The organism is Aequorivita lipolytica, from assembly GCF_007997135.1.
In the GTDB taxonomy this organism is placed as follows: Bacteria; Bacteroidota; Bacteroidia; order Flavobacteriales; family Flavobacteriaceae; genus Aequorivita; species Aequorivita lipolytica.
In genome coordinates this window covers 1-14,123 of sequence record NZ_VORU01000013.1, presented here as the reverse complement: position 1 = coordinate 14,123, position 14,123 = coordinate 1, and the positions used below count along the sequence as shown (strand labels likewise).

General features: G+C 37.9%; 9 protein-coding genes. 2 read left to right on the top strand and 7 right to left on the bottom strand.

From position 1 onward, the window contains the following. Positions 1 to 570 precede the first annotated feature (570 nt). The 7 genes from ESV24_RS13010 to ESV24_RS12975 all read right to left on the bottom strand — a co-directional run bounded on the left by ESV24_RS13010 (position 571) and on the right by ESV24_RS12975 (position 9,956). A complete protein-coding gene (locus ESV24_RS13010) occupies positions 571 to 969 on the bottom strand; it encodes a response regulator (protein WP_111816870.1) in 399 nt (132 codons plus the stop codon). 12 nt (positions 970 to 981) lie between these two features. Further along, positions 982 to 5,922: a PAS domain S-box protein gene (locus ESV24_RS13005; RefSeq protein ID WP_160110630.1), complete on the bottom strand. Its 4,941-nt coding sequence runs from the start codon at positions 5,920 to 5,922 to the stop codon at positions 982 to 984. A 415-nt stretch (positions 5,923 to 6,337) separates the two neighbouring features. Next, positions 6,338 to 8,245, bottom strand: coding sequence for an acetate--CoA ligase (gene acs / locus ESV24_RS12995; RefSeq protein WP_111816872.1), 1,908 nt, complete (start codon positions 8,243 to 8,245; stop codon positions 6,338 to 6,340). 201 nt (positions 8,246 to 8,446) lie between these two features. Further along, on the bottom strand, positions 8,447 to 9,073 hold the full coding sequence (locus tag ESV24_RS12990; RefSeq protein WP_111816873.1) for a flavin reductase family protein: 627 nt from the start codon (positions 9,071 to 9,073) through the stop codon (positions 8,447 to 8,449). A 19-nt stretch (positions 9,074 to 9,092) separates the two neighbouring features. Further along, positions 9,093 to 9,377, bottom strand: a complete 285-nt coding sequence (locus tag ESV24_RS12985) for a TIGR03643 family protein (RefSeq protein WP_111816874.1) — start codon at positions 9,375 to 9,377, stop codon at positions 9,093 to 9,095. Continuing rightward, positions 9,374 to 9,784 (bottom strand): DUF2452 domain-containing protein, encoded by a 411-nt coding sequence (locus tag ESV24_RS12980; RefSeq protein ID WP_111816875.1) that lies wholly within the window; start codon positions 9,782 to 9,784, stop codon positions 9,374 to 9,376. Before ESV24_RS12980 ends, ESV24_RS12985 begins: the two co-directional genes overlap by 4 nt. Positions 9,785 to 9,791: 7 nt before the next feature. Beyond that, positions 9,792 to 9,956, bottom strand: a complete 165-nt coding sequence (locus ESV24_RS12975) for a Lacal_2735 family protein (RefSeq protein ID WP_111816881.1) — start codon at positions 9,954 to 9,956, stop codon at positions 9,792 to 9,794. Between the two features lie 474 nt (positions 9,957 to 10,430). Here ESV24_RS12975 and ESV24_RS12970 point away from each other — a divergent pair, with 474 nt between their 5' ends. Together ESV24_RS12970 and ESV24_RS12965 are read left to right on the top strand one after the other, a co-directional pair. After that, positions 10,431 to 11,657 (top strand): T9SS type A sorting domain-containing protein, encoded by a 1,227-nt coding sequence (locus ESV24_RS12970; RefSeq protein WP_111816876.1) that lies wholly within the window; start codon positions 10,431 to 10,433, stop codon positions 11,655 to 11,657. Between the two features lie 574 nt (positions 11,658 to 12,231). Further along, a complete protein-coding gene (locus tag ESV24_RS12965) occupies positions 12,232 to 13,920 on the top strand; it encodes a beta strand repeat-containing protein (RefSeq protein ID WP_111816878.1) in 1,689 nt (562 codons plus the stop codon). Positions 13,921 to 14,123: the final 203 nt, after the last annotated feature.

Genomic DNA, 14,123 nt, shown 5'->3' with positions numbered 1-14,123 from the left:
GCTTTATTTCTTAAAGTAAAATCTTACTCATAATATCTTTTGCGCTTTCTCCGCATTTGTCTAAAGATTGAAAGCAACAGGCAAGCGCTCAAAACGTAGAAAGCTGTTTTGGCGGGTTCTATTGGGCCAAATCCCAAGCCTAAAAAACCCAGGACGGCGGCAACTACTGTAAGAAACAGAAAAAGTATAGTCCAGATCATAATAAAGAGTGTATAGGTTTGTAAAATCTTATGAATCAGGTTGTAAAGATATTATATTGTTAAATTTTTAACTAATGAAATCCGAAGATTTTTTAACGCATTTAATTAAAAGCTTTTTGTGCTAATGCTCTTAAAAAATATTATGTAGTGACGCTTTTTACTGAAATACTATTAATAGGCCGTAGAGGTAGTGATGATTCAGAACCAACCGAAGTTCCGATTAACAATGCTTTTACCGCAACATTTGCAGAAGCTTGCATAACAATTTATGACGCTATTATTGCTAAGTTTTTCAACCAAAATTTCCCCATCAAAGCTTGTAAAGAACATATTAATTTTGGAAGGAAAGGAAGTAGTAATTTTTTTTCTGTTATCCAAATATTTTTAAAAGGGTTGCTTTTTTTAGCGGCTTTTCTATAAAATCAATAACTAAGGGATTTTCTTTTGCACGGTTAATGTCCTTTGGTTCAACGGAGGATGACAGTATGTAAATATCGTACTGCTCTTTTATTGAGGTATCAAAAAGCTCAAACTTTTCGAGGTATTCCCATCCTGATATTGAAGGCATATTAATATCGAGAAATAGTATTGTTTTTCCATCGGGAGGACTATGGCAGGGTTCAGATTTCATAAATTCCAATCCATCTTCGGGAACAGTAAACGCGTTAATTTGCACTAAGTCAAATGACTTTTTTAAAATCATTTTAGTGAGAGAATTATTTAGTGGGTCATCGTCAACGAGAAGGAACCGTTTTTTTATTTGTGCCATTTTGTTTCAGATTTAAATCTCAAATTCTATTGTGAATTCTGTTCCTTTATTGAGTTCGCTTGCAATAGCTATTTTTCCACCGAGCAATTCTACTTGAGTTTTCACCATAAATAGCCCCATGCCCTTTCCTTCAACATGGGAATGGAAGCGATTATAAAGCCCGAAAATTTTATCTTCTTTGGTTGTCATATCCATACCCAAACCATTATCTATAAATATAAGGATTATTTTTCCGTTTTCTTTTTTACTTTTTATTTCGATGAGTGGCGGTACGTTTGGTTTGCTGTATTTAATGCTGTTGCTAATAAGGTTATAGAAGATGCTGTATATATAAACTTTGAGTGAATAGATTTCGTCCACTTCTGAAAAGTCACGTTTGATGTGTACGCTATGATTGTAAAGTAGATTACCTATACTCAGCATGATATCGTTCACAAGTTTTGAAAAGATCACAGTTTCCTTTTTCTCGTGAACTTCGCGATTAATCTGCAAGATGGTGTTGATATCTTTGATGATGGTATCGAGCCCTGTTACGGATGCTGAAAGTCCTTGCAGTAGTTCTTTTTGCTCCTTCGGCTTGAGTGTTTCATCCTCTAAAATTTCTGCGAAACCTATTATGTTGGCAGTTGGTGCCCGAAGGTTGTGTGATACCATATATGAAAACTGCTCCAGATCGCTATTGCGCTGAACAATATCGGACATCATTTTTGCGCGTTCATTCTCTGCTTTTTTTTCTTTTGTAAGATCTCTTAAAATACCGTGTATGAAAAGAGGGTTGCGATGGGAGTCAAACTCAAATTTCCATTCGGATAATGCGTATCCAGATTCACCATTTTTTCTTATAAAACGAAACTGAAATGATGAATCTATATATGCGGAGAGAGCGTCCTCCATAGTGCTTAAAGCCATAGCCCTGTCATCGGGGTGAATAAATGACACGAAGGCTTCACGAGAGGGTATTACATCTTCCTTTATTCCTAAAATTCTATAAAATTCATCAGACCAACTTTGTTCCTTGGTTACCATATCTACTTCATAACTACCCACATGGGCAATATGCTGCGCAACTTTTAACTTTGTTTCGCTACGTATTACTTTTACTGCTGCTTTTTTACTTTCCGTAATATCCTGGCAAGTACCAATGGCAACCATAGGCGAACCCTTTTCATCCCTAGCAACGGACCAATTTTCTTCTACCCATTTTTCGATGCCTTGCAAGGTTATAATGCGGTGTTCTATTGAACTAGAACCGCTTTTGTTTAGTGAATCCTTAAAGGCTTTATCTATCATTTCCCTGTCTTCAGGATGAACGAAACTTTGAATAGATTTATAGGATGGTTCAAAATTATTAGGATCCGTTCCATAAAGACGGTACATTTCTTCTGACCAGTTTACTTGCCACGTTTGCAAATCTGTTTCCCAACTGCCTACTTTGGCTACTGACTGTGCTGTAACCAGACGTGTTCTTTCTATCTCTAATTCGGTAGCAAGTTTACGGTACTTCTGCTCACTTTCCATAAGCATTTTATCTACCACCAGTTTCTCCGTAATATCCGAGACCATCCACAACGAGCCTTTGAATTCTTTGGCATCAAAAATAGGATTGGAGGCTATTTGGGTCCAGATAAGCCTTCCATCCTTTTTCAAGAATGATGCTCTATAGGTTTCACTGATGCCTTGTCTTCGTTTTTTAAGAGCATCTATGGCAGTCTGTAAATCGGCTTCATCCTTAAAAAAGAAATTTGTTTTGCCCATCATTTCATCAAATGAATACCCAATGATTTCACACATTTTCTGATTCACAAAAGTGGTTTCACTGTTTTCATCTAACATCCATATTCCCTCCTGTGCAGTTTCTACAATCTGCCGGTATTGGAACTCGCTTTCCCTAATTTTTATCTCAGCATTTTTGCGATCCGTAATGTCTTGGAAACTTCCATGTATCTTTATACATTTCTCGTTTAAAAAATCTCCTTCGCCTATTGTACGTACCCATTTCTCGTTTCCTTTAAAAGTGATTATCTGCAATTCTTCATCCCAAGGTGTGCCATGTTTTATACAGTCCTTTACTTTTTGCTCAATGGTATCTCTATGAGTACCTTCCTTAAAATAACTTATGCCCTCACCTAACTGCGGAACATAATCTTTATCAACTTCACGTATTTCCTTTGTAATGTCTGACCAATAAACACTTTCCGTTACCACATCAATTTCCCAGCTACCAACTGCTGCAAGCTTGTTAGATTTTTCTAAAAGGTCTTCTAGGTGCTTTTTCTCGGTAATATCTGAAACCATTCCCAATGACCCTTTAAAATTTCCCAGATCATCAAAAAAAGGATTGGCAGATACCTTAGTGAGAACTATTTTTCTGTTTTTAGAGATAAAACTATATTCAAGATTTTCAGCTATTCCTTTCTTTCTTCTCTTCAATGCAGTTAAGGCTTTTTCCTTTCCACCTTCATCCATGAAATAATAATTCTCTTTCCCCATCATTTCTTCCTCAGTGTATTCAAGTATCTCGCACATCTTTTTATTTACAAAAGTTGTCCTGCATTTTTCATCGATTTGCCAAATTCCCTCGTTTGCCGTTTCTACAATTTGGCGGTATTGCTTCTCGCTTTTTTCTATTTCTTTCTGGGATATTATTTGTTCAGTAACGTCATTTATAAAAAAGAAAACGCCTTCTATATCTCCTTTGCCGTTTCTATAGGCCTGGTAGACGAAGTCTATATAGAAATCTGTCATTTCACCGTTTTTTTCTGTATTTACCTTGACCAACATTTCTGTACCGGTATATGATTCGCCAGTTTGGTACACCTGATCTAACATGCTAACGAACCCTTGTTCAATGACTTCCGGAAGCACTTCGGCCACTGTCTTGCCTACGATATCTTTTTTGCCTATCAATTTCAAATAGAGGGGATTTGCCATTTCAAAAACATGATTAGCACCCTTTAACATACCAATTGCCGATGGTGCTTTTAAAAACATATCGTAAAACTGATCCCGCTCACTTTCTATGGCTTTCTCCAGATTTTTCTTCTCCGTGACATCCTTTGCTATGCAAAACATTAATTGGAGCTTTTCATCCCAGTTGACGGACCATAGTATTGGAACCGCTTTTCCGTTTTTGTGCACATATCTGTTTTCAAAGAGTGGCATCTGGATTCCCCTAGCTATTTTTTCAGCCGCCTTGGTGGTAATATCAGCATCTTCACGATACACAAGGTTCATAAATTTGCTGCCGATAAGCTCCTCAGGTGTGTAACCCCAAACTTGCTGTGATGCAGCGCTGACATTTACAAACTCGCCATCAGCATTTATCGTACAAATAACATCTAATGAGGAATCTAGTATTTTATGAAGTTCAGAGAGTGTTTTTTGCAACTCAGCCGAAGTATTATTGAGCTTATTTTCGGCGATCTTTCTTTCAGTAATATCTTGATGTGAGATAACAACCTTATGTGCATCGCTTCCAAAATTTTTGACGCTAAGTAGAAACCATAGCTGCTGCTTAGGAGAATGACAGGGATATTCCATTTCGAACTTTTCCTCTTCCTTTTTTAAAACAGATTGAATACCGGCTAATGCTTCTGCTGCATCACTATCTCCATTTTCTATGGATCGTTTACAAACATCAAAGTAATTGCTACCTGTAGAAACACGTGATAGCCTTGTTTCTCCATTTTCTTCTGCAAAATCATCCCAAGCTTTGTTGACGGATATAATATTTCCATCTTCATTAATAACAGCTATCTGCGCAGCGAGGGAAGAAAGAACGCCCTTGTTAAATTGTTCACTTTCTTTTAAAAGTTGGTCTGCAAGTTTTCTTTCACTTATATCCCGAACGATCATTGAAGTTCGTTGTTCGCCATTAGCATTTTTATAAACTACGGAAGTAAGCTCACCTTGAAATCTCTCCCCATTTCCACGAATTAGTGTAAGTTCAGCTTTTGCCTTACCTGTACGCTGGCGTTCTTCAAGAGCTGCAGCCACCCGAGGGTCTGTGTTATCCACTAATCCAAATCTACCTGCTTCGCAAATTTCTTTCTCACTCATGCCAAACATAGTACAGGCAGCAGGATTTGCCGCAAGTATTTTTCCATCAGTTACTGTAAGGAGTATGGCATCCAAACTGTTGTCAAAAAGTGAATGATATTTCTCCTCGCTGTCATATAAGATTTGTTCTGCCTTTTTTCTTTCAGTAATATCATGGACTATCTTAACTGCTCCAATAACTTTTCCGTTATTGTCTTTAAGCGGGGAGATCGTGAGCGAAACATCTACTCTTATTCCATTTTTTGTAAGCCTTACGGTTTCAAACTGCTGTATAGATTCATCTCTTTTTATGCTTTCCATAAATTCCGATTCTTCCTGCAAACAGTCAGGTGGAATAATTATGGAGATGTTTTTGCCAATGGTTTCTGCTGCTGAATAACCAAAAAGCTTTTCTGCGCCAATGTTCCAACTACTAATTATTCCATCCAATGTTTTGCTAATAATGCCATAATTAGAAGCATTAACGATAGCAGCAAGATGCGCATGGTCATAAATAGTGCGCTTACGTTCTTTTTCACAGCTAAATTTCTCAATTGCATTCAGTACCGCCTGAGGCAAGCGATGCAAGCGGTCTTTGGGGATATAATCATCAGCCCCAGCTTTCATTACTTCCACAGCATATTCATCTGATACAGTTGCTGTAACCAGTATGAAAGGAATTTTTAAATCTTGTAGTTTCAATATCCTTATTGCTTCAAATGAATCAAAGGAAGTAAGGGTATGGTCTGCTAAAATGATGTCTGGAGCAAATTCTTTGAGTGCCTTTTCAAAGGCTGTTTTAGTGCCAACAACCAATTTCTCAAATTGAATATTTCCTTTTTTCAATTCACTTTCTACTAATTCAGCATCAGTAGGCGAATCTTCAAGGTGGAGTATTTTTAATTTAGTGTTCAATTTGGGGGATTTTTGTTTGTTCAAATGTGAGGTTGGTTCACTAGCAGCCAATAAAAATCAAGGTCTGTAACGGTTTTCTAAATTCATCAAATTCAAGCGGCTTTAATATATAGTTGTTTGCACCAAGCGAATAGGCGCGTTCCTTACCATATATAAATATAGATAAACCATCTGTATAGAGCTTTTCTTTTTCATCATTCGGCTAATGTAAGAAAATAACCCATTTTCCTACAAGTTAAATTTTGTCCCCAACCAATCTTTCAAAATCTTGAGCTTGAATCTGTTAAAAACAGCATTCCGACAACTAAGATTCCTCCTAATTTCATTTTCTTGAATATTGCATAACTATTATAATTATACAGAAAGTTCCTGTACAAAACTCAAATAGTATGCTGACACCAAAAAATAATTTTCTTTAAATAGCGCTATCTATAATTTCCTGTACCACCTCTGGATTTAGTAGCGTAGAGATATCACCCAAGTTATCGGTGTCCTTTTCGGCAATCTTTCTAAGAATACGGCGCATAATTTTTCCGCTTCGGGTTTTGGGCAGGCCCGTGGTAAACTGGATTTTGTCCAGTTTTGCAATAGGACCAATATGTTCTGTGATTATTTGGTTTATCTCTTTGCGCAGGTTTTCGTGCAGACGGGTTTCTCCAATTTCCTTCAATATCACAAAACCGTAAAGCGCATTCCCTTTCACATCGTGCGGGAAGCCCACAATGGCACTTTCCGCCACTGCAGGGTGTTCGTTTATGGCATCTTCAATGGGAGCAGTGCCCAAGTTGTGGCCAGAAACAATAATTACATCATCCACGCGACCCGTGATGCGGTAATAGCCAGTACTGTCGCGCAACGCCCCATCACCTGTAAAATATTTGTTCTCAAACGTTGAAAAATAAGTTTCGCGGTAGCGTTCGTGATTGCCCCAAATGGTCCGTGCCATTCCCGGCCAAGGGAATTTTATACACAAGCGGCCGCTAACTAAGTTTCCTTTCAGTTCTTCACCGTTTTCATCCATGAGCGCAGGTTGTATACCGGGCAATGGTAGTGTGGCATAAGTGGGAATAGTAGGCGTGGAGTAGGGAATAGGTGAAATCATAATACCGCCCGTTTCTGTTTGCCACCATGTGTCTACAATTGGGCAATTTTTCTTTCCGATATTGTCATTATACCAGTGCCAAGCTTCTTCGTTAATGGGTTCGCCAACGCTGCCCAAAATTTTAAGCGAAGAAAGATCATAGTTTTCTGAAAAGTCCAATCGCTCCTTCGCTAAAGCACGGATGGCGGTTGGCGCAGTATAAAACTGATTTACTTTGTGTTTTTCCACCACTTGCCAAAAACGTCCAAAATCTGGATAGGAAGGAACGCCCTCAAACATCAGGGTTGTGGCGCCATTTGCAAGTGGACCATAAACAATGTAACTGTGGCCGGTAATCCAGCCTATATCTGCCGTGCACCAAAAAACATCATTCTCGCGATATTGGAAAACGTTTTTGAAAGTATAAGCGGTGTAAACCATATAACCAGCTGTGGTGTGTACCATCCCTTTTGGTTTTCCGGTGCTACCGGAAGTGTATAATATAAACAATGGATCTTCAGCGTCCATAACTACTGGCACACAGTGGTGATATGCTTCGTCCAGCAAGGGTAGTAGCCACTTGTCGCGGTTTGGTTTCATTGCAATTTCAGAATTTATTCGCTTTGCCACCAAAACAGTTTTTACACTTGGGCAGGATTCCAGTGCTTCATCCACAATTCCTTTTAAATCTATGGTTTTGTTACCGCGATACGAGCCATCGCTGGTAATTACCATTTTGCAATCCGAATCATTGATACGCGTTGAAAGTGCCGTAGCCGAAAATCCAGCAAAAACCACTGAGTGAATAGCGCCAATGCGTGCACACGCCAATAGTGAAATGGCCTGTTCGGGAATCATAGGTAAGTAAATACAAACTCTGTCGCCTTTTTCTATTCCGTGTTCCAACAGCACATTTGCAAATCTGCAAACTCTTTCGTGCAGCTGTTTGTAAGTAATGTGTTCCGATTTTTCAGATGGGTCATTGGGTTCAAAAATAATGGCGGTTTTATCGCCACGGGTGTATAAATGTCTGTCTATACAATTCTCGGTAATATTCAGTTTTGCGCCTTTGTACCAAGAAATTTCGGGTTTTGAAAGGTCATATTCCAGCACTTTGTCCCAACGTTTGCTCCACATAAAGTTTTCTTCCGCAATTTCTTCCCAAAAGCTTTCAGGATCGCGAATAGATTTTCTGTAAACCTGAAAATATTCTTCTAAATTCTTGATGTGGTAATTGCTCATAATTAAAGGATTTCTGTGGCGAAAGTGAAGGTAGCCAATTTGATGCAGAAATGTATTTAATTAATGCGAGTCTTTATAATGAAAAGTAGGTTTTGTTGCGGAAATAATTTCGGTTGGAAAAGGATAAAATAATTTTGAGAGAATAGATTTTAAACGAAATAGTTTTTTCAACTTCGGGAAAAAGAAGCTTTCAAAACACCTTTAAAATTCGGGTACCTCGGGAATTCTTACATACGGATAACGCTCCATTTTGGTAAGTGAATAATAAGTATTTAATCCCGAAATACCTATGGCTTCTGAAATTTGCAAATCAATATCATCATCCATAAAAGCATTTTTCGGAATTATTAATTCTTCTATTTCGCCAATAATCAAAACAGTTCCATTTAAGGGAATGTCAATTTTTTCCTTGAAGCGAAGTCCCATTTTAAAGTTGCTTTCCTTTACAAAAGGTGCTTTGAAATCTTTAATATATTCTTCAGTAAGTCCGCAGCGGTCAAATTCTGAAATTTCCTGATCGAATTTTCCCGAAGTATAATGCGCGTTTTTAACGAATTCTGGGTGAATGTGATTTATAGTGTAAACTTCATTCTCCATAATATTGCTGTAAGTGTGGCCCGCATCTTCAGTATGCGGACGCGAAATAAAACCCAAAATTGCGGGATTGCTGCCCAAATGTACTACACTGCTGAAAATGGCTACATTGGTTCGACCGACGCTATCAATACTACCAATTAGGTTTGCGGGTTTTATTCCAGTAACCGAGTTTATAATTTTCAATCGCGTAACGCGGTCTAGGTTTTCAATGTCTTTCTTGCTGTAGTGCATTTTTGTAGTGTTCTAAGAGTTACCTTTTACTAATTTTATTTCCAGATATAGCTTTTTGTCGGGAACATTTAAAACGGCCAATTTCTAAGCTTCTTTTTTTAAGATGTTTTTTGCTTACACCACTATTTACACGTTTTCGCCACAACTTAAAGCTACTTTCTTTTAAGTTGCCGCGCATAATTTTTATAACTTCTTTTTCAGGATAGCCAAACTGAAAATCTATGGCTTCAAAAGGGGTTCTATCTTCCCAAGCCATTTCTATTATTCGGTCCAATTGTCTTTCTGTAAGTTCCTCTCCAATCATATTTCATTTACTTTTTCCCAAGTTTGGTCTACGTTTAAATAGAAACTGCCAATGTGTTTAAAGTTGCACTGCTCTGGGGCAATAAGTGAAAGAAAGCTGTTGCCTTCCTTTCTTTTATAAAGATGGTAAACTTCACCAATTACGGGTTCAAAACTAAATTCTGAATTAAAAATGAGGTTGTTGTACTCAAACTCCGTTATCATTTTTTCATATTCAGTCTTCAACTCAACATACTTGGCATTTATTTTATGGTTTGTTTTGTTGATGCTCCTATTTTTCCACGCAGTAGTGTCGGTAATTGTAATTACTGGTGCACCAACCGAAGTTGCGTAAGGCTTTAGCGCTGCATCATAGCGCTGTTTTTCAATGTTAAAAACTACGTTGTCTGGTTTTTTTTCGTCAGCCATTGCAAATTTATTTCAGCTTTTCCAGCTGCTTCATAACTTCTTCGGCTTCATACGCTTTTTGATCGCTCAGCTTTCGGTTGGTGGTAGAAAGATCGAAGGATTCTTTCTGCAGTTTTTGATATTTTTCCTGCAATTTTTCTTTTTCAGTTTTCTTTTTAAACATTCCAAACATAGCATTGTATTTATAGGATTGTGTAACAAATTTCATTGTGGGTAAAGATACATAATGTTTAAGAGAACGATAAATTACTTCAACAAAATTTTTCAGCCTTGCATCCTTTTATAATATTTTCTATTGAAAACATAATTGGCGATGCGCTTTCACTATTTTGATTCCTTCATTGTTATCAATCATGGTTATGGTATTATTTCTAATCTCAGTACTTAAATCATATCTTGCACGGCGCAACGCTACAACGATTAGGGGGTAGAAGAAAATAATAAAAATAATTGTTCAAGCATATTGGTGTTTTCAAGATAAAAAAATATTAAGCTACGGTTCTATCATAAAAAACCAAACATTCTTTTCAGAAGTATACTATAAATTTAAAAGCTTTTTCATTGACCCTTGGGATGATGATCTTGAAACTTTCATAATATATTCAAAAATAGTATATTAGTCATTCTTTTTTAACCAATTAAAATTATGAAACTCTTAGTGTTAAAAAAAACTGCTATTACCATAATGGTCCTTTTGTTAGGCATTAGTGAAATCCATTCACAAATGGGCTGTACGGATCCTCTGGCCAATAACTATGATCCCTCGGCAACGCAGAATGATGGCAGCTGCACTTACGACCCCGTCACTGTTTCCACTACAAACACCTATGCGCTTGATGCGGTACTCGCGGAAAATTCCGGGCTTATATATTGGAACGACAACCTTTGGACCCAAAATGACAGTAGCGATACCAATCTTTATGAGCTCGACCCTTCCAACGGTTCCATACTTGCCAGCGTTTCACTGGATCCTCTATTAAATGAGGATTGGGAGGAAATCTCCCAGGATGAAGATTATGTTTATGTGGGCGATTTTGGCAACAACGCAAATGGCAATCGTACAGATCTGAAGATAATTCGCGTGAGCAAAGTTTCCATTCAAGCGGGAACGCCGCAAATGGACATTATAAATTTTGCATATGAGGATCAAACCGATTTTACACCACAGGGTCCAAACAATACCAACTATGATTGTGAAGCATTTATCGTAACCGAAAGCTCCATATTTCTTTTTACCAAGGAATGGGTAAGCAACGAAACTAGGCTCTATAAACTACCAAAAATCCCTGGTACATATCAAGCTTTACTGCAGGAAGGATTTGATGTTAATGGACTGATAACAGGTGCCGTTTATAAAAATGACAGGGGAATCATCGCCCTTTCGGGTTACAGTACCATTTTACAACCTTTTGTTTTTCTGCTATATGATTATACAGGAGAAAACTTTTTGGGGGGCAATAAACGGAAACTTGGCGTTAGTTTGCCTTTTCATCAAGTTGAAGGTATAACGACCGCAGACGGTCTGAATTATTATATTTCCAATGAAAGATTTAATACCACTGGAACGATCCAACAATTACATACTCTGAACCTTACACCATATTTAGAGAACTATCTTATTGTAATTCCAATTGAAGATTCCGTACAGTTTAAAATTTATCCCAATCCCACTACCTCCATCCTGGAAATTATGGATAGCCAAAGTTTGTTTCCCATAAAATATACGCTTGTGGATACGGCCGCCAAAAAAGTGAGGGAAGGAACATTGACCGCCCAAAACCCAACTATTGATGTTTCGGCATTGTCCGTGGGAACCTATATTTTGAGGCTTGGTCAGGAAACCTCAAATTCATTTAGGGTTATAAAGAAATAGCTTTTTTTAATTGGGTTCAGTATCCAAATCTCTAGCGTATTATGGGCGAAGTTGAATTGGAGTCCAGCAATGAAATTGAGGTTCAAGATTAAGAGCGACGCATTCAAAAAATGGGTGCAGCTTGGCAGATATTGCGCAAAAACCACAGCTGTAAAGCGGCCGTAACAAAACATTATAAAAAAATTAACCTTTCTATTAATTTCCTCAATTTCGTGTTTTTCAGCGGATAAAAATTTCATTACGTCATTGTAAATCACTTTTGAAGTAGGTTTTTTCTTACATTTTTATAATCAGAAATATGCCCATTCACGTTCGGGTTTGGATTGATGCTTATTTTTTTTGCATATTTGAGGTGCTTTCCACAATCCTCCTCTGGAAAGCCAAGTAACAAAATTAAAGCTGGTCAACCTCACTTGAGCTAGTGTTTGGATTTCTTCTGACAAAATCCATTTAATAGGTTTTTTTTCCTTTTAACACTTTGCACATTTATTTGCTATGGTACTCGTTGGAATAAATCTATGTACTCATAGCATATATAAATCGTAATTTTTTTAACCAATAAATATATAATGCTATGAAAAAAGTAACTTTGAGTGTCGCAGCACTTTTCTGCGGAGCAATAATGGTTGCTCAAAACACAAACAATGTGACACAGAATGGTACCGGGAACGGCGCCATGGTTTCACAGACTGGTAATTTGAACGAATCCGATATCTACCAAAGAGGAAATGGTAATGATGCGGATGTTACACAAGATGGAACTGAGAATGATGCAAACGTGCAACAGGGAGATTCCCGCACATCATCAGCAAACTCCAATAACAATGATGCAACCATTGACCAAGTTGGAACTAGAAACGTTGCAAATACTACAACAATAGGAAATAACAACACAGTTACCCAGGAACAAGACGGTACTGATAACGTTGCAAATGCCAACCAAGGTAGGGTATTACAGATTTTTCCAGGTTTCTTTCAGGTAACTAAAAGTACCAATAATGAAATTGACCAAGACCAAGAAGGAAATGACAACGAAGCAAACGCTACCCAAGGTGGTGGTGGGTTTTTTGGTGGCGGTTCCGGAAACCTTATTACACAGGACCAAATTGGGGATTTTAACGTTGCAAATGCTTTCCAAGAAACGGGAGCTTCAAATAACGAGATTACCCAAACACAAGTTGGATATGGTAATGACGCTTTGGCCAGACAAGGTTCTGGTGGAGGAATCCAAACCTTTAGCAACGAGATTACCCAAACCCAAAACGGAGATTTTAACAGAGTAGAAGCCCGACAGTTGATTACTACTAAAAACTCAACGGCCACACAGACACAAACAGGTAACGACAACATTGGTTTATCTCGCCAACAAGGGGACAACAATACAGTGACCCAAGACCAAAACGGTGATTTAAACAATGCGAATGCTGATCAGGATGGTACTTTTGCAGGAACTAGTTTTGATAACGTGATCACCCAAACCCAAAATGGAGATGGCAACAATGCTTTTTCAGATCAAAAAGGTGCTACAAACACCTCTACTGAAAACCAAATGGGAAATGACAACCACTCTTCGGTAACTCAAACAGGAAACGGTAATGAGTCTATGGTTGCACAAACTGAAATTAACAATAATTCCATACTTACCCAACTTGGCAATGATAACGATAGCGATATTTCCCAAAATGGAAATAGTAACTTCAACTTTATCACCCAACGAAACAATAGAAATATTAGTTCCATAGAACAAGTGGGAGATTTTAACAATTCAAAAACCTTCCAAGGTTTTCCCAACGGTGGTAGTGATAATATGAGTACTACAATGCAAACTGGGAATAGTAACTTAGCCAACACGGCACAAAGCGGAAACTTCAACGTTACATCCCACCAACAGACTGGTAATGAAAACGATTTTGATGTGGATCAAAACGGAGATCAAAATTCCTCAACAGGTAACCAAGTAGGAAACTTGAACACGAGTGAACTTGACCAGGCAGGTAATTTGAACACTGCTATTTCTTTCCAAAACGGAGATAGCAACTTCACTAATACTTCCCAAAGTGGTGATGAGAACCAATCCAATACCAACCAAGTGGGCAATTTGAACATGTCCGAGGTTAATCAAAATGGCAACTTGAACGACTCTATGGTTATGCAAAACGGAATCTCCAACACCTCTGGGGTCTTCCAAGTTGGCAATAATCACACGAGCAACGTAAACCAAATGGGGAATGGTAACAACTCCACTGTAAATCAAGGCAATTAATATATTTGGTTTTATTATTTCACAAAGAGGCTGTCTAAAAAGGGCAGCCTTTTTTATGTTTTATAATTTTGACAACAGCGTGAAATTTTGTACTTTCATGCTATGAAAAGCAACGTAGTTTGGAAGACCAATAGCCAGAACCAACTGAGTCTTCTCCCTCCAAGTTATGATGATCTTGTTCCAGAGAATCATCCGGTTCGCAT